This is a genomic window from Oceanibium sediminis (genome assembly GCF_003265325.1).
In the GTDB taxonomy this organism is placed as follows: Bacteria; Pseudomonadota; Alphaproteobacteria; order Rhodobacterales; family Rhodobacteraceae; genus Halovulum; species Halovulum sediminis.
The window spans coordinates 211093-231724 of record NZ_QGNX01000004.1 but is presented as its reverse complement, the minus strand read 5'-3'; the positions used below and the strand labels follow the sequence as shown (position 1 = coordinate 231724).

Genomic DNA, 20632 nt, shown 5'->3' with positions numbered 1-20632 from the left:
CGGCAAGGCGACGGTTCCGCGGCGGGTCGCATCAATAATGCGTCCTGATATGCGTGGCTGCCGGCGGCGACGGGGGAAATCCCGCGCGCCAAGTCCGGCGGACTTTCGATCTGAAGAGAGGCGGAAATATGGCCGAAAACGGAAAAGCCGGATGAAACCTTTAAATTCCCTTAGCTTTTCCGTTTTCGGAAGCGGGGCCGAATCTTGTTCGGCCCCTTGTCAGCCCTTGCCCGCAAGCAGTTGCGCATTGCCCCCCGCGGCGGTGGTGTCGATGCACATATGGCGCTCCACCTCCAGCCGGGCGGCCAGGTCCCCGCCTGTGACAAGTGGCACGATCGGGCCCGAGCGCCGGGCGAGGGCCTGAGCCATGGCGCGCGCGGTGTCCCCGCCGCCGTAATAGGCGACCGCAGCCATCGCGGGCAGGCTTTCCAGCGCGTCCGGGGCCAGAGTGCCGTCCATGCCCTCGGCCCCGGATAGGCCGGGTGCCACGGCAACGGCGGGGCAGCCCGCGGCACGCGCGGTCTTGACCTGTTCGCGTGCTGCCGCAGCACCGGGGCCGAGGCACAGAACCGGGCCGCGCGCTAGCACCGACAGCTGGTTCGATTCGCCGGTCGGCCCGGGCAGGTCCAGCGTGCGCTTGGGCGTGTTGGACACCTCGGGCAGGGCGCTCAGCGCGGCGGCCACCTGCGCGGGGTCCACGTCCTTGGCGCTTTCCTCCGTGCCGGTTGCGGCGGGCGGTTCGGTGAAGCGCGGCACGTAGGCGGGTCCGCCCGCCTTCGGCCCGGTGCCGGACATGCCCCAGCCGCCAAAGGGTTGCGAGCCGACGATCGCGCCGATCTGGTTGCGGTTCACGTAGATGTTGCCCACCTTCAGGCGCGCCGTGACCTGCTCCACCCGGTCGTCGATCCGGCTGTGGATTCCGAAAGTCAGCCCGTAGCCTGTGGCGTTGATCTGGTCCACGACCTTGTCCAGGTCCCGCGCCTTGAAGGTGGCGACATGCAGCACGGGGCCGAAGACCTCGCGCTCAAGATCCGCGATGCCGTTCACCTTGAGGATGGTGGGGGCCACGAAATGCCCGTTTTTCGGCCGGGCCAGGGCGCGCACCAGCCGCCCCTCGGAGGCTGCAGTGTCGATGTAGCCTTGGATGTCGGCGCGCGCCTGCTCGGAAATGACCGGGCCCACGTCCGTCTTCAGATCCCAGGGATCGCCCATGACCAGCGTGCGCATCGCGCCTTCCAGCATCTTCATGAAGGGCTTGGCCACGTCCTCCTGCACGTAGAGGCAGCGCAGCGCCGAGCACCGCTGCCCGGCGGACTGGAAGGCCGAGGCGATGACGTCGCGCACCGCCTGCTCGGGCAGGGCGGAGCTGTCAACGATCATCGCGTTCAGCCCGCCCGTTTCCGCGATCAGCGGCGTGCCGGGGCGCATGTTCTCGGCCATGGCGCGGTTGATCGCCTGCGCCGTCGCGGTGGAGCCGGTGAAGGCCACGCCGCAGATCCGCGGGTCCGAGGTCAGGGCGCGCCCCACGACGCTGCCGGGGCCGGGCACCAGTTGCAGCGCCGTGGCGGGCACGCCCGCCTCGTGCAGCAGGCGCGTGGCCAGGTTGGCGATCAGCACGGTGGATTCCGCCGGTTTCGCCAGCACCGCGTTCCCCGCCGCCAGCGCGGCCGAGATCTGCCCGGTGAAGATCGCCAGCGGGAAGTTCCAGGGCGAGATGCAGGTGAAAATGCCCCGCGCGGGCTGGCCCTGCTCGGGGCCGCGCGCCGCGTAGTAGCGCAGGAAATCCACCGCCTCGCGCAGTTCCGCGACACCGTCCATGGCGGACTTGCCCGCTTCGAGCGCGCAAAGGGCCAGGAACTCGGCCTCATGCGCTTCGTACAGGTCGGCGGCCCGGCTCAGAGCGGCGGAACGATCCTCTGCGCTCGCATCCCAGGGCGCGGCGGCGGACAGGGCGGTTTCCACGTCGGCCGAGCTGGCGTCCTGCACGGTGCCGACCGTGTCCTCGGGGCGGGCGGGGTTCAGCACCGTGTGGCTGTCGCCCCCCACCACGTCGCCCGCGATCAGCGGCCCGGCGGACCAGGTGCCGCTGGCGAAATCTTCGCGCGCACCCAGCAGCGCGGCGACCTCGGCCCCGTCATGCAGGTCGCGCCCGCGGGAGTTCTTGCGCTCCGGCGCGAACAGGTCGGCGGGCAGGGTGACACTGCTGCCGGTCAGCTCCGTGAACGGATCCGCGGCGACATTGCTGGCGGGGATCGCCGTGTCGATCACCTGGTTGACGAAAGAGCTGTTGGCGCCGTTTTCCAGCAGGCGGCGCACAAGATAGGCCAGCAGGTCCCGGTGTTTGCCCACGGGCGCATAGATGCGGCAGCGCGTGCCTTCCTTGGTCAGCACCTGGCGGTGCAGCGCCTCGCCCATGCCGTGCAGGCGCTGGAACTCGTAAAGCGCGGGGTCGGCCCCCGCTTCAAGGATCGCGGCGACGGTATGGGCGTTATGGGTGGCGAACTGCGGGTAAAGGCGCGGCGCGTAGCCAAGCAGCTTGGTCGCGCAGCAGATGTAGGACACGTCCGTCGCGGCCTTCTCGGCGTAGACGGGGAAGCCCTCCAGCCCCTCGACCTGGGCGCGCTTGATCTCGGTATCCCAGTAGGCGCCCTTCACGAGGCGCACCATGAACTTGCGATCCAGTTTTTCCGCCAGCGCGTTCAGCCAGTCGATCACCGCCGGGGCGCGCTTGCCATAGGCCTGCACCACGACGCCGAAACCGTCCCAACCGGCCAGCGAGGGGTCCTGGACCACCGCCTCGATCACGTCCAGCGACAGCTCCAGCCGGTCCGCTTCCTCGGCATCGATGTTCAGCCCGATGTCCGCCGCGCTGGCTGCGCGCGCCAGGGCCACCACGCGGGGCACAAGCTCGGACATCACCGAGTCCCGGTGCGGCCACTCGTAACGCGGGTGCAGCGCCGACAGCTTGATCGAGATGCCGGGGTTGGTGCGGATGTCATTGCCCTTCGCCGCCGCCCCGATCGCCGTGATCGCTTGGCTGTAGGCGGTGTAATAGGTCTCCGCATCGGCCCAGGTCATGGCCGCTTCGCCCAGCATGTCGTAGGAATAGGTGTAGCCCTGCGCCTCCATCTTCTCGGCGCGCTCCATCGCGTTGCCGATGTCGGTGCCCAGCACGAACTGGCGGCCCAGCTCTTTCATCGCCTGCCCGACGGCGGTGCGGATCACCGGTTCGCCCAGGCGCTTGACCGCCCGGCGTAGGGTAGAGGCCATGCCCGGCGCGCGCGGCTCGCTCAGCACCTTGCCCGTCAGCATCAGCGCCCAGGTCGAGGCGTTGACCAGCGAGGACGCGGAATGCCCGAGGTGCGTGTTCCAGGCCGAGGGCGCGATCTTGTCCTCGATCAGCGCGTCGATGGTTTCCGCGTCGGGCACGCGCAGCAGCGCCTCGGCCAGGCACATCAGCGCGATGCCCTCATCCGTGGACAGGCCGTATTCCGCCAGGAAGACTTCCATCAGGCCGGGGTTGTCCTCGGCCCGGATCGCCTCGACCAGCGCTGCGCCACGCTTGGTGGCGCGTGCGGACAGACCGGCGGCGCCGGGGGCATCGGCCTTAAGGCGCGCCAGAAGGTCGGTATCCGGCGCAGTGTGGAGAGAGGGCATTTCGGCACGGATCGCGGCAAGGTCGGTCATGGACTAAAGGCTCCGGAAGTCAGATGATGGATGATGTTACCCGTTTCGCGATGAGCCGTCTTCCTGTAGGGCAGGGATTTGAAGGATTTCTTCCTGTATTTTGGGCTGAGAAAGGGCGATATGGTGGCAATGACGGGTAGTGAAAGTCAGTTGGACAGCTACGACCGCAAGATCCTGCGAAATTTGGCTGAAGACGGGCGCTTGCCGATAACCGAGCTTGCGGCGCGGGTCGGCCTGTCCAAGAGCCCCGCGCAGGTCCGTGTCAAAAGGCTGGTGGCCGAGGGGTATATCACCGGCTTTCATGCCGCGCTCGACCCCGAAAAACTGGGGCTGACCCATGTCGCCTTCGCCGAGGTGAAGCTCGAATCCACGACCGAGGCGGCTCTGGCCGCGTTCAACCGCGCTGTGCGCAAGGTGCCCGAGATCGAGCAGTGCCACATGATCGCCGGGGCGTTCGACTACCTGCTGAAGGTGCGCACCCGCGATATCGCCAGCTACCGCCGGGTGCTGGGTGAGGTGGTTTCCACTCTGCCGCATGTGGCGAGCACGTCGACCCATGTGTCGATGGAGGCGGTGAAGGACAGCGCGCCGGGGCGCGGGTAGGGCGGGGCGCAAAGGTAAGCCCCGGCGCGCGGGGGCGCGGCCGGGGCAGGACGGGCGGCAGGTACATCGCCACCCGTTTGACGCGGGATCGACCTTGGGGGGAGCCGGGTCCGCGCCAGACGCTTTCTGGCCCTGGGGGGGCCTGCGGCGTCAGGTGCTGGCGAGCTCCAGGGTTACGAAGCGTCGTGCACCATCTCTTTCCACCAGGACCAGCACTGTCGGGCGATCCTTTTCGCGGGCCTCCGCGAGGACCGGTTTGACGGCCTCGGGCGCGTCGATCAGGGTCTGGTTGACCGACAGGATCACATCGCCCGGGCGCAGGCCGCTTTCCTCTGCACTGGTGCCGGGGGCCACCTCGCGCACGGCGACGCGGTCATCGCCGGTGGCTTCCAGCGTCAGCCCAAGTTCCGGAACATCGGCCACCCCGGCGGGCAGAACCCGCGCAGGGCTGCCCGCGTCTGCGGTCTCCAGCAGTGCGGGGCGGATGCTCAGCACCTGGTCCGACCCGTCGCGCCATACGGTGATATCCGCATCGACGCCCGCCTCCCAGGCGGCAACGGCGCGGGTCAGGTCGCGGACCTCGTCCACCACAGAGTCGGCAAAGCCGAGGATCACGTCACCCGCGCGCAGGCCCGCCGCTTCCGCCGGGCTGTCGGGGACGACTTCCGCGACCAGCGCGCCGGAGGTGCCGGGCAGGCCCAGGCTTTGGGCGATCTCCTCGTCCAGCGTCTGGATCGAGACGCCGATCCAGCCCCGTTCCACCGTGCCGTTCTCAAGCAGGTCGGCCACGATTTCCTGCGCCTGTGCCGATGGGATCGAGAAGCCGAGCCCCACGTTCCCCCCGGTGGGAGAGATGATCGCGGTGTTCACGCCGATCACCTTGCCGTTCAGATCGAATAGCGGCCCGCCCGAGTTGCCCCGGTTGATCGCCACGTCGACCTGAAGGTAGTCGTCGTAGGGTCCGGAGTTGATGTCCCGCCCGCGGGCGGACACGATCCCGGCGGTCACCGTCCCGTCCAGCCCCAGGGGGTTGCCGATCGCAAGGGCCCAGTCGCCGACGCGCACCGCGTCGCTGTCGCCCCATTCGACCGTGGGCAGGCCCTCCGCCTCGATCCGCAGCACGGCGATATCGACGCGGGTGTCGCGCCCGACGAGGGTCGCTTCATGTTCGGTCCCGTCATCCAAGATCACGGTGACTTCCTCGGCCCCGTCGATGACGTGGTTGTTGGTCACGATCACACCGGCGGAATCGATGATGAAGCCCGACCCGATCCCCTGCCGGGGCGCGCGGGGCGCGGGACCGGGCTGACCGGGGCGGTCACCGAAGAAACGCTCGAAGAAATCCTCCATTCCCGGGGGGACCTGCATGCCCGGGGGCAGCCTCGGGTCCGGTTGGCCGGACGCCATCATCGCGGACTTGGTCGCGACGGTCACGACGGCGGGCTTGGCGGCCTCCACCAGGGGGGCGAAGGATTGCAGCATCGGGGCCGCCTGGACCTGGGCGGTCTGGGCGCTCAGGGTCGCGGCGGCAATCGGGGCGGCGACAAGCGCCGTTCCAAGCAGGGTTGCGCGCAAGGTCTTGGTCAGCATCGGAACATCCTCTCTACATGCATTTTCCGCCACCGACGCAAGCTGCGGGCGCAAGCTGCGGGGCGGTGGGTCATGGAGCAACATGGGGGGGCGACCTGTCAGCTTCCTGACAGCAAGATGAAGAAAGTTTCATGCTGGCCCGGCTTGCAAATCCGTCCCGTCCGGCGCACCTGTGGGGTTGATACAAAAGGCAATTTCGAAAGGGTGCGCGCCCGATGCGGCTGCTGATTGTCGAAGATGACGTGGAAACCGCGCGCTACCTCGCGTCCGGCCTGCGCGAGGAGGGGCACGGCTGCGACGTGTTCCACACCGGCACCGAGGGGCTGTCGGCGGCCCTTGGCACGGAATACGACCTGATCATCATCGACCGGATGCTGCCCGAGCTTGACGGCCTGTCCGTCGTGCGCACCCTGCGCGCCGAGGGGCACAAGACCCCGGTGCTGGTGCTGTCCGCGTTGGCGCAGGTGGATGACCGGGTGAAGGGGCTGCGCGCGGGGTCCGACGACTACCTGACCAAGCCCTTCGCCTTTTCCGAGCTGCTGGCGCGGATCGATGCGCTGACCCGGCGCGTCGGCGGGGGCGAGGCGGGCGAAACCCAGCTTGTCGTCGGGCCGTTGCAGCTTGACCTGCTGACGCGCACCGCCACCCGCTCGGGGCAGGAAATCCCGCTCTTGCCGCGCGAGTTCCGCATCCTGGAATACTTCATGCGCCGCGCGGGGCGGGTCGTGACGCGTACCATGCTGCTCGAAGGGGTGTGGGACTACAATTTCGACCCCCAGACCAACGTGATCGACGTGCACATCTCGCGCCTGCGCCAGAAGATCGACAAGGGCTTTGATGTCCCGCTTCTGCACACGGTGCGCGGCGCGGGCTACATCCTGAAGGACGGCGCATGAGGCGTGCCGGGATCGGGGCCGTCTGGCGCACCACTGCCGTGCGCCTCGCGGCGCTGTTCACGCTGCTCTTCAGCCTGCTCCTCGGGGCAGGGCTGACGGCGGTCTACATCGGCACCATCGGCGTGGTGGACCGCCAGACCGACGCCACCCTTGACGCGGAGGTGCGCGCCCTTTCCGAGCGGTTCGCCAGCGGCGGCCTGTCCCAGCTGGTGCGCGCGATAGAGGATCGCAGCGGGCGCGACGCGCTGGCGGACAACGTCTACCTGCTGGTCACGGGCAGCAGGCGGCGGATCGCCGGGAACCTCAGCGGCTGGCCCGTGGTGGAGCCGGGCGCCGCGTCGCCCGAGGGCTGGATCAGCTTCCCCGTCTCCAAGCGCGACGGGGCCGAGGTGAAGGACCGGCAGGTCCGCGCCCTGGTCTTCGACCTTCCGCAAGGCTACCGCCTGCTGGTGGGGCGCGACAGCGAGGATCAGCTGGAATTCCGCCGCCGCTTCTTTTCCGTCGTGATCTGGGTTGCGCTCGGCACCGTGGCGCTCGGCCTCGTCTCCGGCCTGTTCCTGGGCCGCCGGGTGCTGGCGCGGGTGGAACGCGTCGCCGAAGCGGGTGAGCGGATCGCCGCGGGCAACCTTGACCGACGCGTGCCCGTCTCCGGAAGGGGGGATGAATTCGACCGGCTCGCGGATGCGGTCAACGCCATGCTGGACCGGATCGAGGCGCTGATGCAGGGCACCCGCGTCGCCACCGACAGCATCAGCCATGACGTGCGCCGCCCGCTGACCCGCGTGCGTGCGGAACTGGAACTGGCGCTGCGCCGGGATCTGGACGGAGAGCAGGCGCAAGCCGCTATGGGCCGCGCGCTGGGGGAACTGGACCGCGCCGTCGGCATCCTGAACGCGCTGCTGAACATCGCCCGCGCCGAGGCCGGCGTCGCCGGCTCCGCCTGGGCCGACGTGGACCTCGCGCAGATCGCCGGCGACGCGGCCGAACTTTACCAGCCCATCGCCGAGGAACGCGGCGTCACCCTGACGCTCGACCTTGCCACCCCGGCACAAACGCGGGGCGAGGTGCAGCTTCTTGCACAGGCGGTGGCCAACCTGATCGACAACGCCCTGAAATATGCGCCCGCGGGGACCGGGGCGGTCACCATCGCCACCGGGCCAGGGCCCAGCCTGACGGTCAGCGATAACGGCCCCGGCATCCCCCCGGAGGCGCGCGACACCGTGACCGAGCGTTTCGTGCGCCTTGACGCGGCGCGCGGCGGCGAAGGTTCGGGCCTCGGCCTCAGCCTCGTGCGGGCGGTGCTGCGGATGCACGGCGGCACGCTGACGCTGGAGGATGCCCAGCCCGGTCTGCGCGCCACGATCACGCTGCCACCCCACCCCTGACTTGCGCGGGACGCCCCCCGCATGTCAGGAGGTGGCGACAACCGCGACACCCCGATCCCGCCGCCCCGGCGCATCGGACCAGCCCCGAGGACCCCGCATGACAGACCGCCTGACGATCCCGCTTCCCGACGACATGCACCTGCACCTGCGCGACGGCGCGATGCTGAAGGCGGTGACCCCGGCCACGGCGGCGCATTTCGGGCGCGCGATCATCATGCCGAACCTGGTGCCCCCCGTGGTCACCGGCGCTGAGGCCGCCGAGTACCGCGCGCGTATCCTCGACGCGCTGCCGGACGGCAACCCGTTCGAGCCGCTGATGACGCTCTACCTCACCGAAACCACCGACCCCGACGACGTCGCCGCCGCAGCGGAGTCCGGCCTGATCCATGCGCTGAAACTCTACCCGGCGGGGGCGACGACCAACTCCGCCTCCGGCGTCCGCGACTTCGCCAAGGTGCAAGGCGTGCTGGAGCGCATGGCCGAGATCGGCCTGCCGCTCTGCGTGCATGGCGAGGTGACGGATGCCGAGATCGACATCTTCGACCGCGAGGCGGTGTTCATCGACCGCGTGCTCGACCCCATTCGCCGCCGCACGCCGGGGCTGAAGGTGGTCATGGAGCACGTCACCACCAGCAACGGCATCGACTATATCGCCAGCGTGGAGCAGGGCCTCGCCGGGACGATCACGACCCATCACCTGATCATCAACCGCAACCACATCCTGGCCGGGGGCATCCGCCCGCATTACTACTGCCTGCCCGTCGCCAAGCGTGAAGAGCACCGCAAGGCGCTGCTGGCCGCCGCCACCTCGGGCGATCCGCGCTACTTCTCGGGGACCGACAGCGCGCCCCACGTGGACGCTGCCAAGGAAAGCGGGTGCGGCTGCGCGGGCTGTTTCACCGCCCCCAACACGCTGTCCTGCCTGGCGGAGGTGTTCGAAGGGGCAGGCGCGCTCGACAAGCTCGAAGGGTTCGTCAGCCGCTTCGGCGCGGATTTCTACGGCCTTCCCGTCGCCAGCGAAACGCTGACGCTGGAAAAGGGCGCACCGCTTGAGCAGCCCAAGTCGCTGGAAACGGGTGATGGCCCCGTCACCGTTTTCGACCCCGGTTTCCCGCTGCACTGGCGGGTGATCCGCGACTGACCGCTTGATCCCGCCCCCCGGTCCGCGCCTATGGTGAAGGCGGAGGAGCGCATGGCAGAGCAGACCACACACATCCGCCGCCGTCGCAAGGCGGCGCGGCCGGGCGAAATCGTTGCCGCGGGCATGGCGGAGTTCGCCGAAAAAGGCTTCGCCGCGGCACGGCTTGACGACATCGCCCGGCGCGCCGGTGTCGTTAAGGGCACGCTCTATCTGTACTTCGACAGCAAGGAAGCGCTGTTCAAGGAAGCAGTGCGCGCGCAGGTCCTGCCCTCCATCGCCGGGCTCGAAAGTCTCGCCGCCGGTTTCGAGGGGCCGACCGAGGCGCTGATCGAGGCGGTGATCCGCGAACTCTACGCCGAAATGGTCGAGGGCGACGCGCGCGCGATCCTGCGAATCCTCGTGGCCGAGGGCGCGCGCTTCCCCGAGATCATCGACTTCTACTACGAAGAGGTGGTCAGCGTCGCCGAGCGCATATTGCTGTCCCTGCTGGAGCGCGGCGTGGCGCGGGGCGAGTTCCGCGGCGGGCCGATCCTCGATGCGCAACTGGTCGTCATCGGCCCCGCCATCGCCGCCGCCATCTGGCGTCTGACGTTCGAGCATGCACGTCCGCTGGACCTGGACGCATACTGCAAGGCGCATCTCGACGTGATGCTGGCCGGGCTGCGCAAGACCCCCGCCTGAGCGAGGCTGCGCGTCGCTGTCAAAGACCGGCCTTCGTGCCCCTATCGAAGGCGCCCGTCCCGTCCGCCGGGGGCAGCGCAGGGCCGTCGAACGCGGGTCCATATGGGCGACGATTCGCGTGGTGTCGGTGACAACCGTTGCATGATGCACCAGCGCCGGCGCGACGGTAGTGGAGGTAAGGGCGATACACCACGGCTCGAACTGCCCGGCGCTGGCCATGATGTCCACGGTGCGCCCGGTGTCATCCACGCCCTTGTCGGCCCGTGCCACCTGCGCGCAGATCGACCCGGGATGATTGTGGAGCGTGACCGGCCTCAATCCTCCGTAAGGGGGGCGGCGTCCAGTGCTTCCACGATCTCCGCGTCCAGGGCGACGTCGAAGGTTTTCAGGATGAAGGCGAGGGTGCTGTAAAAGCCCACGGTCGCGATCAGGTCCAGCGTCGCGACCTCCCCCAGATGTGCGATCAGGCGGTCGCGCAGGGATGGGGGCAGCATGGTGGTCCCGCTCAGCGCATCCACCGTCTCGGCCAGCAGCGCCGCCTCTCCCTCCAGGCCAGTGAGGGGACCCTTGAGCGCCGCGATCAGGGCATCGTCCAGCCCGGCCTGGCGGCCGCGCACGACATGGTGCGCCCATTCATAGCTGGAATCTTGGGCATGCGCCGCGCGCAGGATGACGATTTCCAGGCGATAGGCGCCAAGGGCGTTCTGCGTGACCACATGGGCGCGCAGCGGGGCCCAGGCGCGCAGAAGGGCTGGGTTCTGCCCCATGGCGCGATAGACGCCGGCAGAGTGCAGGAAATCGGGAACGTCGGGTGTTTGCATGCTCAAGCGATATCAGGGCCGCACCCGGTGCTAAGTGTGATGGTCGCGCGCGGCGGGAAATGCAAAAAAGGCCCGGTCTGGTGAACAGACCGGACCCCGAATGATGCGCCGTGGGCCAGAGGCCCGGCGAAATCAATCCATCAGCGACAGGTTTGCAGCCGACTGGCGGCCATCGCGGCCGGATTCCATGTCGAACTGGACCTTCTGGTTGTCGGCAAGACCGGTCAGGCCGGCGCGCTCAACAGCAGAGATGTGCACGAACACGTCTTTGCCGCCCTCATCGGGCTGAATGAAGCCGAAGCCTTTGGTGGTGTTGAACCATTTCACGGTGCCAGTGGCCATCGTGTTATCTCCTAGTTTAGTGCGCTGTCCGCGACATGCGGCAGCAATAGCGTCAGTCAGAGCAAGATCGAGACCGAGGCCGTAAAGGAGACAGGGTCGATAGTGGTAACTAGCGAGATTCATATGGGGGCTTTTCTTATGCAATGCAAGCATTCATTGAAGGTTTTGAGAGCTGTTGCAAATATAGTTTGAAATGCCGCTTTCCTGTGACGATAGGCACCGAAGGCTCTGCGGCATCGTGAGAGTGTCGGCGGCTTTGGCCTGGCGCAGGATGGATCCACCGGCACTGCTCTGCTAGACAGATCATCAACATGGCAGAAGGGAAAGCGGGCGATGGAACTTGTGACGGCTGGCGTGGCAATGGGGCTGGGGGCGACTCTGGCAATGGACCTCTGGGCGTTGCTGCTGAACCGGCTGGCTGGTCAAAAGCTGCCGAATTGGGCGGCGGTGGGCCGCTGGGTCGGGCAGGCGGGGCAGGGGCGGCTGTTCCACGCGGATATCGGCGCGGTGCCCTCCGCCCCGGGTGAGCTGGCGCTTGGCTGGGCCTTTCACTACGCGGTCGGGGTGATCTATGGCGTCGTCTTCGCGCTGCTGGCAGGCCCGGACTGGCTGGCGTCGCCGAGCTTTCTGCCCGCCTGGATTTTCGCGCTGGTGACGATCGCGGCGGGCTGGTTCCTGCTGCAACCCGGCATGGGTCTAGGCTGGGCGGCGTCACGGACGCCCGCGCCGTGGAAGGTCCGCGCCATGGGCCTGCTGGCACACTCGGTCTTTGGGCTGGGTCTGTGGGGGACCGCTTTGCTGCTGGGCTAAAGGCTGGCGGCGTAGGGTGGGCAACTATTGCCCACCATCCGGTTCCTGAATTGACCGTGCTGCGCGTGTATCCGTTAAGAAGTCAGCAAGCGTAGATACGGTGCCTGTGCCCGGTCTTGTGTGTCTGAAAACAAGACCGGGGAAGTTCGCCGATGTCTCGGCGATCTCCTTATCTCGCAAACTTCTTGTACTTGATCCGCTTCGGCTCCACCGCATCCGGACCCAAACGCCGGATCTTGTCGGCTTCGTAATCCTCGAAGTTGCCCTCGAACCATTCCACTTTTGCCTCGCCCTCGAAGGCCAGGATGTGCGTACACAGGCGGTCCAGGAAGAAACGGTCGTGGCTGATGATCACCGCGCAGCCGGCGAAGTCGGCCAGGGCGTCTTCCAGCGCACGCAGGGTTTCGACGTCCAGGTCATTGGTCGGCTCATCCAGCAGCAGGACGTTGCCGCCCTCACGCAGCAGCTTGGCCATGTGCACGCGGTTGCGTTCCCCGCCCGACAGCAGGCCGATCTTCTTTTGCTGATCGCCGCCCTTGAAGTTGAACGCGCCGACGTAAGCCCTTGAGTTCATTTCGGCATCGCCGAGCTTGATGATGTCCAGCCCATCCGAGATTTCCTCCCACACGGTCTTGTCGCCATCCAGCGCGTCGCGGGACTGATCGACGTAGGACAGCTTCACCGTGTCGCCGAATTCCACCGTGCCGTCGTCGGGCTGTTCCTGCCCGGTCAGCATCCGGAACAGCGTGGATTTCCCCGCGCCGTTCGGCCCGATCACGCCCACGATACCGCCGGGGGGCAGCGAGAAGCTCAGCCCGTCGATCAGCAGCTTGTCGCCGAAGCCCTTCTTCAGGTTCTCCACCTCGATGACCTTGCCGCCGAGGCGCGGGCCGTTGGGGATCACGATCTGCGCGCGGCCCACTTTCTCGCGTTCGGACTGGTTGGCCAGGTCGTTATAGGCGTTGATCCGCGCCTTCTGCTTGGCTTGGCGCGCCTTCGCGCCCTGGCGAATCCACTCAAGCTCGCGCTCCAACGTCTTCTGGCGGGTCTTGTCCTCACGCGCTTCCTGGGACAGGCGCTTGGCCTTCTGTTCCAGCCAGGCGGAATAGTTCCCTTCGTAGGGGATGCCCCGGCCGCGATCCAGTTCCAGGATCCAGCCGGTGATGTCGTCCAGGAAATAGCGGTCGTGGGTGACGATCAGGATCGTGCCCTTGTACTCGATCAGGTGCTTTTGCAGCCAGGCGATGGTTTCCGCATCCAGGTGGTTGGTCGGTTCGTCCAGCAGCAACATTTCGGGCGCTTCGAGAAGCAGCTTGCACAGCGCCACGCGGCGCCGTTCGCCGCCCGAGAGGGTCGCGGGCATAGAGTCATCAGGGGGGCAGCGCAGGGCTTCCATGGCGATGTCGATCTGGGCGTCCAGGTCCCACAGGTTCTGCGCGTCGATCTGGTCCTGGAGTTCGGTCATCTTCTCCATCAGCTCGTCCGAGTAATCCTCGGCGATCTTCATGGCGATCTCGTTGAAATCGTCGACAAGCTTCTTCTTGGCGGCGACGCCGTCCATCACGTTCTCGCGCACGGTGCGGGAATCGTCGAGCTTCGGCTCCTGCGGCAGGTAGCCCACTTTCGCGCCCTCGGCGGCCCAGGCTTCGCCGGTGAAATCCTTGTCCTGGCCGGCCATGATGCGCATCAGCGTGGATTTCCCCGCGCCGTTGACGCCGACAACGCCGATCTTCACACCCGGAAGAAAGGACAGTCGAATGTTTTCAAAACATTTTTTCCCGCCGGGGTAGGTCTTGGATACGCCGTCCATGTGATAGACGTACTGATATTTCGCCATTGCTGCGGCTCCTGTCGTGCTGCATGTCTGCGCTTTGCGCTGATGTAGACCGCCCGGCGGGCTTACGCAATGCTCGCCCCGATCAGCGCGCCCGCCCCTCAGGGCAGGCGGGAGAGGGCGAAATCCGCGATATCGTCCCAGACTTCCGGCGCGCCGGTGTCGCGGAACAGCCAGTGCCAGCCGTCTGGATAGGCCTTGGTGCCGATGCGCCCGGGAACGCGGCGGGCGGCGCGGATCACGCCGTTGGGGTCCACCACCTGGTCGTTGCGCCCGATCAGCACCAGCGTCGGCGTCGTGACCTTCGGAGCAGCGTCATAGGCCCGGTCGAGTACCCGCAGCAGCCCCCAGAGTTCGCGCGGCGAGGGGGCGGCGATCTTGTGCGCGTCATCCCAGGCGCGTTCCAGTTCGGCGTGGTTGTCCGTGGGGTTGATCTCCACCAGCCCTTCGCCGGTAAAGCGCATGTCCGGCGCGGCCAGCACCAGCAGCCAGCCGCCAAGGCGCAGGCCGGGGTTCACCTCCGGCCCGCCGGCGATGGCGGGGCCGGCCAGCACCAGGCGGTCCGCCTCCAGCCCCTCGGCGGCGGCGGAAAGCGCGATGCCCCCGCCCATGGAATGCCCGACCACGATCAGCGGTTTGCCCGGATGGCGCGCGCGCACCGCGCGGCTGATCGCGACCAGGTCCGCGCTCAGCGTTTGCGCGCCGGGCCAGCGGCCATGGCTGTCGTTGCGCCCGAAACCGCGCTGGTCGTAGGTATAGACGCTGATCCCGCGCGCGGCCCAGGCCTCGGCCGCGCGTGCATAGGTCAGCGGGCCGGTATCGCCATAGCCGTGCACTGCCAGAATCACCGCCCGCGTCGCGCCCCGGCTCGGCCAGCGGTCCAGCACCAGTTCCGTGCCCCCCGCACCGCGCACGGTCTTGCCCGCAAGCATCGCTTCCGCCATGGGTTTCGGGTCCCCGAGGGGGCCGCCACCACAGGCGGCAACCCCGGCGAGGAGCAGGAGGTATATGATCGAAAGCCGTCGCATGATTCCCGATTTGGCCGCAGATTGGCCGGGCAATGCAAGCGGCATCGCAGAACCCCGCCCCATCGGCGGGGGCCGGCATTGACATGACCCCGGTGGGAAAGGACAACTGCACCAGCCGGGCCAAGCCGGGTGCGGCAAAAGACGAAGGGACGCAACCACATGCACGGGTTTCCTCTGGCCTTTCCCGGGCAGACGATCGGCCTGCTCGGCGGTTCCTTCGATCCGCCGCACCTCGGGCACGTGCATATCTCGCACCGCGCGCTGCGCCGCTTCCGCCTTGACCAGGTGTGGTGGCTCGTCTCGCCCGGCAACCCGCTGAAGGCGGATGCGCCCGCCGCCCTGGCGCGGCGGATGTCCGCGGCCCGCGCACTGGTGGACCACCCGCGCATCCGCGTCACCGACATGGAGGCGCGGCTCGGCACGCGCTACACCGCGGACACGCTTCGCGCCGTCCGCGCGCGCTACACCGGCGTGCGCTTCGTTTGGCTTATGGGGGCGGACAACCTTGTCACCTTCCACCGCTGGGAGCAGTGGCAGGACATCATGCGCAGCATCCCCGTCGGCGTGCTGGCCCGCCCCGGTGAGCAGATACGCGCCGGCCTGTCGCCCGCGGCGCGGATGTTTGCAAACTACCGGCTGCCCTGTGATAGAGCGCGGGGGCTTGCCCGCCATGCCGCCCCCGCCTGGACCCTGATGAGCGGTCCGATGATTGACACATCTTCAACAGAGCTGCGCGAAAATGGCGTCTGGATCCGGTAAATACGCGTTTGAGGTGGCAGCGATGCCGGATCATGATAGTTTTCCGGACAGCCAAGGTAGGACCGAAACATGTCCCTGACACGCCGAAACCTGCTTGCCGGAATAGCCGCCAGCCTGCCGCTGGCGGCGGAGGCCCGTATCGCGGCCGCGCCGCGCCCCAGGTTGCGCCCCACCGGGCTGCGTGCCCCCGGCACGCCCCCGGGACCCGAGCAGATCCTGTCCGAAAGCGGCCTGTCGCAAGTGACGGGCTTTGCCCTGCGCGACCTGGAAACCGGCAGGGCTGTCGAGCAGTACCGCCCCGACGCGGCCTTGCCCCCGGCCTCGGTCACAAAGGCGGTGACAGCGCTTTACGCGCTCAGCGCCCTTGGCCCGGAATATGTGTTCCGCACCGCCGTCGCGATCAGCGGCCCGGTCGTCGACGGGCGGGTGCAGGGCGATCTGTACCTGATCGGCGGGGGCGATCCGCAACTGGACACCGACGGGCTGGCCTCGCTGGCCGAGCAGACGCGCGCGGCCGGGATCACGGGCGTGAACGGCCGCGCCTACGTGGTTGCCAGCGCCTTGCCCTACGCGCCCAGCATCGATCCGAGCCAGCCGAGCTACGTCGGCTACAATCCCGCGATCTCGGGGCTGAACCTCAATTTCAACCGGGTGCATTTCGAATGGAAGCCGAACGGCGGGGACTTCTCCACCCGGCTGAGCGCGCGCACCGCGCATCACGACCCGGTCGTGCAGAGCGTCGAGATGCGGATCGAGGATCGCGGCGCGCCGGTCTTCGACTACGCCAGTGCGGACGGGCGCGACCTGTGGTCCGTCAGCCGCCGCGCGCTCGGCAAGGGCGGGGCGCGGTGGCTGCCGGTGCGCGCGCCGCGCAATTACGCCGCCGAGGTGTTTCGCACCGTCGCCGAAGGCCACTCCCTTCGCCTGCCGCCGTTTGAATCGATCGCCGTGGCGCCGCGCGGCCTGACCCCCGTCGCCAGCACGGAAAGTGCCGCGCTGAAGCCGATGTTGCGGGCGATGCTGAAGTATTCCACCAACCTCACGGCCGAAGTGGCCGGCCTGCGCGCAAGCCAGGCGCTGGCGCTGCCGGCGGACAGCCTTGCAGCCTCGGCGCGCTCGATGACCGATTGGCTGCGGCGCGACTACGCCTTGTCGCGCGCGACCTTCGTCAACCACTCGGGTCTGAGCGACCAGACGCGGATCTGCGCTGACGAGATGGTGCAGGTCCTCGACATCGCCGCCAGCGGCCCCCTGCCGGAGCTGATGAAAGCCTATCCGCTGCGCGACAAGGCGCGGCGCGAAACCGCCTGGGACGAGTGTATCGTCAGCGCGAAAACCGGCACGCTGAACTTCACGCGCGGCCTCAGCGGCTACCTGACCGGGATCAACGGCAAGCGCTTCGCCTTCGCCATCTTCTCGGCGGACCTGGATGCGCGCGCCAGGGCAGGGGCCGCGGAAACCCCGCGCGGCGCGCGCAGCTGGATGGGCCGGGCGCGGGTCCAGGAGCTGGAGCTGCTCCGCCGCTGGGCATCGCTTTACGGCGCGGCCTGAACGGGCTGTTCGGCGCCCTGCGCGCCGCGTTCACGGTACGGCGTGGTCGAGAAATGCGCCCGGTAACACTTCGAGAAATGCGAGGGCGAGGCGAAGCCGCAGGCCAGCGCGACGTTGATCACGCTCATGTCGGTCTGCATCAGCAGGTTGCGCGCACGGCTGAGCCGCAGCTCCATGTAGTACCGCTTCGGACTGCGGCTCAGATAGCGGCGGAACAGCCGCTCGAGCTGGCGCGTCGACATCCCCACGTCCGACGCCAGCACCGAGGGGCTGATCGGCTCCTCGATGTTCTCCTCCATCATGTGGATGACGGTGGACAGCTTCGGGTGGCGCACCCCGATCCGCGTCGGGATCGACAGGCGCTGCTCATCCTTGTCCGAGCGGATGGAGGTGTGGATCATCTGGTCCGCCACCTGGTTGGCCAGGTTGACGCCGTGATCCTCGGCGATCAGCTTCAGGAACATGTCGCTCGGCGTCGTCCCCCCGGACGAGGTGATGCGGTTCCCGTCGATGACATAGACGTTCTGCAACAGCTCCACCTCGGGGAACTCCTCGGTGAAACTGTCGCGGTTGTCCCAGTGGATGGTCGCCCGCTTGCCATCGAGCAGCCCGGCGGCCGCCAGCGCCTGCGCACCCGTGCAGATCGAGCCGATGGTCATGCCCTTGCGGCTTTCGCGGCGCAGCCAGGTCAGGATCGGCTTGGAGATCGAGTGCTTGATGTCTCGCCCGCCGACCACGATGATCGTCGTGTCGCGGCTGACCTCCTCCAACCCCCCGTCGGGGATGATCGTCAGCCCGCCTGAGGCGCGCACCATCTCCGGGGTCTCCGCCAGGACGGTCCAGTGATAGAGTTCGCGGTCCGAGATCCAGTTCGCAAGCCGCAGGGGTTCGATCGCGCTGGAAAAGGCCAGCAGCGTGAAATTTTCCAGCAATAGGAACGCGTACTTCTTTGGCACGCTTTGGTCGTCTGCCACGGGGATCACTCCTGTCACACGGTCTCATCAGAAGAAGGAACCACCTGCCGCGTCAAGGGGAAACGACATCGCCCATGTCGCAATCGGGTGATCGGTCCGTGCCATCTTGCGCCGCGCCGGGCAGGCCCGTAGTCATGAAGCGCACCGCCACAAGGCCGATGACCCGATGCCAGAGCAGAAACACGCGCCGATGCCCGAAGTGCCCGGCTGGCCCGGTCTGAACGGGGCCGGGCCGCTGCTGCCGCCTGCGGACATCGACTTCGCCCCGCTGCGCGCGATCCCCGTGCCGGGGCCGCGCCACCAGCCGCCGCTCGGATGGCGGCGCGATCCGCGCGCGCATCTTCTGGCCCTGGCGCCCGAATTTGCGGGGCAGCCGATGACCGACCTTCTGCTCGCGGCCGCGATCGTGGACATCCGCCGCGCCACGGGGGCGGGGCAGGGGGCAGGGCTGCCCCTGTTCACGCGCCTTCTGGAAGAAGAAGGACCGGCGCTGCTCAAGCGGCTGACCCTGCGCTGGCTGCGCTCGGTCTCCGACACGCTGGCCGACCACGGAACCAACCCCGCCACCCGCGCCGTCGCGATGACCGCCAGCAGCCTCGTCACCCTCACCGTCGCGGCGGAAACCGAGCGCAAGCTCTACACCCCGCGCCGCCCCTGGCCGCCCCGTGCCGCCTTCAGCCACGGCGGCCTGCTGTTCGACGGGTTGCGAACGTTCCACAGCGAAACCGGCGACATGCTGGACAATTTCGCCGCCCGCCTGGAAACCCTCGCCGCCACCGACGACACCGCCGGCCCGGTGCTGCGCGAAATCCACCGCCGCCTCCGCGCCGGGGACACCGTGCTGTACCGGCTCTCCGCGATCCAGGGTAAACCGCTTCCCCCAACCCTGGGCCGTGCGAAACGCCGCCTCCTCGCCTGGCTCACCCGCCGCTTCCTCTGACGCCCCCACTTTACTCCCCAAATACTCCGGGGAGCGCGAGGGGCTGGCCCCTCGCTCCGACGCCACCACCGGGCGCACCACCAGGGCGTTGTGCGCGACCGGCGCAACTGTTCTGGTAAAGCCCCCACCCATTGCCTATAACGCTTCCCGAAACTCGGTTCGACAACACGAAAGGTACGGGACGATGACCGCACATTGGGCAAAAGACGGCTGGCGCGCGAAAGAGCGGGTACAGATGCCCGAGTATATCGACGCGGCCGCTGTCCAGGCGGTCGAGGCGCGCCTGGCCAGCTATCCCCCCCTCGTGTTCGCGGGCGAAGCGCGCAAGCTGCGCCGCCAGCTCGCCGAGGTCGCCGAAGGGCGCGGATTCCTGCTGCAAGGTGGGGATTGCGCGGAAAGCTTCGACGAATTCTCCGCCGACCTCATCCGCGACACCTACAAGGTGATGCTGCAGATGGCCGTGGTGCTGACCTTCGGCGCCAAGCTGCCGGTGGTGAAGATCGGGCGCATGGCCGGCCAGTTCGCCAAGCCGCGCTCCGCCCCGACCGAGGTAAAGGGCGGCGTCGAGCTGCCCAGCTACCGCGGCGACATCATCAACGACATCGCCTTCACCCCCGAAAGCCGCATTCCGGATCCGAACCGGATGCTGCAGGCCTATACCCAGGCCGCGGCCTCGCTCAACCTGCTGCGGGCCTTTTCCCAGGGCGGTTTCGCGGATATCGCCCGCGTCCATTCCTGGACGCTGGAATCCACCGCCGGCGCGCCGGGGTATGAGCGGTATCACCAGCTCGCCAACCGCATCTCGGAAAGCCTCGACTTCATGGAAGCCGCGGGCGTCACCGCCGATACGGTGGACACGCTGCACCGCGTTGACTTCTACACCTCGCACGAGGCGCTGCTGCTGGAGTATGAGGAAGCGCTCTGCCGCACCGATTCGACCACTGGCCTGCCGGTGGCGGGTTCGGGGCATATGATCTGGATCGGCGACCGCACCCGCCAGCCCGATGGCGCGCATGTGGAATTCTGCCGCGGCGTTCAGAACCCCATCGGCCTGAAATGCGGCCCCTCGATCTCCGAGGATGACCTGCTGCGCCTGATCGACACCCTGAACCCCGACAACGAGGCGGGGCGCCTGACGCTGATCGCGCGCTTCGGTGCGGGCAACGTGGGCGAACACCTGCCGCGCCTGATTCGCGCCGTCCAGCGCGAAGGCGCGAAAGTGGTCTGGTCCTGCGATCCGATGCACGGCAACACGATCAAGTCGGACTCGGGCTACAAGACCCGGCCCTTCGACCGGGTCCTGCGCGAGGTGCGCGAGTTCTTCGCCATCCACGGGGCCGAGGGCACCTATCCCGGCGGCGTGCATTTCGAGATGACCGGCAAGGACGTGACCGAATGCACCGGCGGCGTGCGCGCCGTGGCGGACGAGGACCTGTCCGACCGCTACCACACCGCCTGCGATCCGCGGCTCAATGCCTCGCAATCGCTGGAACTGGCCTTCCTCGTCGCCGAGGAACTGGACCAGCGCCGTGAGGCGCAGCGCGCGGCCGGCTGAGGCTGCGACCCTTTCAGGACACCAGCGGGGCGGGC

Annotated in this window: 17 protein-coding genes; 10 read left to right on the top strand and 7 right to left on the bottom strand. The window is 67.9% G+C overall.

All coding sequences use genetic code 11. The features are described from left to right. Positions 1 to 219 precede the first annotated feature (219 nt). Positions 220 to 3687 carry a bifunctional proline dehydrogenase/L-glutamate gamma-semialdehyde dehydrogenase PutA gene (putA, locus tag DJ029_RS12275; RefSeq protein WP_112322761.1) on the bottom strand — a complete coding sequence of 1156 codons (3468 nt, stop codon included), beginning with the start codon at positions 3685 to 3687 and terminating at the stop codon, positions 220 to 222. A gap of 129 nt (positions 3688 to 3816) precedes the next feature. Here putA and DJ029_RS12270 point away from each other — a divergent pair, with 129 nt between their 5' ends. Further along, a complete protein-coding gene (locus DJ029_RS12270) occupies positions 3817 to 4290 on the top strand; it encodes an Lrp/AsnC family transcriptional regulator (protein WP_370445238.1) in 474 nt (157 codons plus the stop codon). 150 nt (positions 4291 to 4440) lie between these two features. Here DJ029_RS12270 and DJ029_RS12265 read toward each other — a convergent pair whose 3' ends face one another. Next, the gene (locus DJ029_RS12265; RefSeq protein ID WP_198671140.1) at positions 4441 to 5880 is read right to left on the bottom strand and encodes a Do family serine endopeptidase; all 1440 of its coding nucleotides are present in this window, start codon (positions 5878 to 5880) and stop codon (positions 4441 to 4443) included. Positions 5881 to 6095: 215 nt separating this feature from the next. Between DJ029_RS12265 and DJ029_RS12260 the strand changes: the two genes are divergently transcribed. From DJ029_RS12260 to DJ029_RS12245, 4 genes are all read left to right on the top strand, one after another. Then, positions 6096 to 6776, top strand: coding sequence for a response regulator transcription factor (locus DJ029_RS12260; protein ID WP_112322760.1), 681 nt, complete (start codon positions 6096 to 6098; stop codon positions 6774 to 6776). Then, positions 6773 to 8161, top strand: a complete 1389-nt coding sequence (locus DJ029_RS12255; protein WP_112322759.1) for an ATP-binding protein — start codon at positions 6773 to 6775, stop codon at positions 8159 to 8161. The genes DJ029_RS12260 and DJ029_RS12255 overlap by 4 nt, the downstream gene beginning before the upstream one ends. Before the next feature lie 97 nt (positions 8162 to 8258). Next, positions 8259 to 9302 carry a dihydroorotase gene (gene pyrC / locus DJ029_RS12250; RefSeq protein WP_112322758.1) on the top strand — a complete coding sequence of 348 codons (1044 nt, stop codon included), beginning with the start codon at positions 8259 to 8261 and terminating at the stop codon, positions 9300 to 9302. Between the two features lie 51 nt (positions 9303 to 9353). Continuing rightward, positions 9354 to 9983, top strand: a complete 630-nt coding sequence (locus DJ029_RS12245; RefSeq protein ID WP_112322977.1) for a TetR/AcrR family transcriptional regulator — start codon at positions 9354 to 9356, stop codon at positions 9981 to 9983. Positions 9984 to 10297: 314 nt separating this feature from the next. Here DJ029_RS12245 and DJ029_RS12240 read toward each other — a convergent pair whose 3' ends face one another. Together DJ029_RS12240 and DJ029_RS12235 are read right to left on the bottom strand one after the other, a co-directional pair. Next, positions 10298 to 10804: a carboxymuconolactone decarboxylase family protein gene (locus DJ029_RS12240; RefSeq protein WP_112322757.1), complete on the bottom strand. Its 507-nt coding sequence runs from the start codon at positions 10802 to 10804 to the stop codon at positions 10298 to 10300. 132 nt (positions 10805 to 10936) lie between these two features. Next, the gene (locus DJ029_RS12235) at positions 10937 to 11146 is read right to left on the bottom strand and encodes a cold-shock protein (RefSeq protein WP_112322756.1); all 210 of its coding nucleotides are present in this window, start codon (positions 11144 to 11146) and stop codon (positions 10937 to 10939) included. A gap of 333 nt (positions 11147 to 11479) precedes the next feature. On the opposite strand from DJ029_RS12235, the gene DJ029_RS12230 reads away from it, so the two are divergent. Beyond that, a complete protein-coding gene (locus DJ029_RS12230) occupies positions 11480 to 11956 on the top strand; it encodes a DUF2938 domain-containing protein (protein ID WP_112322755.1) in 477 nt (158 codons plus the stop codon). Positions 11957 to 12125: 169 nt separating this feature from the next. Here the strand turns inward: DJ029_RS12230 and ettA are convergent, their stop codons facing one another. Both ettA and DJ029_RS12220 read right to left on the bottom strand, forming a co-directional pair. Next, entirely contained in the window at positions 12126 to 13793 is a 1668-nt protein-coding gene (gene ettA, locus DJ029_RS12225; RefSeq protein ID WP_112322754.1) for an energy-dependent translational throttle protein EttA, read from the bottom strand. 98 nt (positions 13794 to 13891) lie between these two features. Continuing rightward, positions 13892 to 14734, bottom strand: coding sequence for an alpha/beta fold hydrolase (locus DJ029_RS12220; RefSeq protein ID WP_198671138.1), 843 nt, complete (start codon positions 14732 to 14734; stop codon positions 13892 to 13894). 243 nt (positions 14735 to 14977) lie between these two features. On the opposite strand from DJ029_RS12220, the gene DJ029_RS12215 reads away from it, so the two are divergent. Continuing rightward, complete coding sequence (locus DJ029_RS12215) at positions 14978 to 15577, top strand: nicotinate-nucleotide adenylyltransferase (RefSeq protein WP_112322752.1); 600 nt, start codon at positions 14978 to 14980, stop codon at positions 15575 to 15577. A gap of 69 nt (positions 15578 to 15646) precedes the next feature. After that, positions 15647 to 17128, top strand: a complete 1482-nt coding sequence (gene dacB / locus DJ029_RS12210) for a D-alanyl-D-alanine carboxypeptidase/D-alanyl-D-alanine endopeptidase (RefSeq protein WP_112322751.1) — start codon at positions 15647 to 15649, stop codon at positions 17126 to 17128. Here the strand turns inward: dacB and DJ029_RS12205 are convergent. Beyond that, complete coding sequence (locus tag DJ029_RS12205) at positions 17113 to 18111, bottom strand: GlxA family transcriptional regulator (protein WP_370445240.1); 999 nt, start codon at positions 18109 to 18111, stop codon at positions 17113 to 17115. The two genes, dacB and DJ029_RS12205, sit on opposite strands and share 16 nt — an antisense overlap. 157 nt (positions 18112 to 18268) lie before the next feature. On the opposite strand from DJ029_RS12205, the gene DJ029_RS12200 reads away from it, so the two are divergent. Further along, positions 18269 to 19042 (top strand): hypothetical protein, encoded by a 774-nt coding sequence (locus tag DJ029_RS12200; RefSeq protein ID WP_112322749.1) that lies wholly within the window; start codon positions 18269 to 18271, stop codon positions 19040 to 19042. A 184-nt stretch (positions 19043 to 19226) separates the two neighbouring features. Further along, a complete protein-coding gene (locus DJ029_RS12195; protein ID WP_112322748.1) occupies positions 19227 to 20597 on the top strand; it encodes a class II 3-deoxy-7-phosphoheptulonate synthase in 1371 nt (456 codons plus the stop codon). Positions 20598 to 20632: the final 35 nt, after the last annotated feature.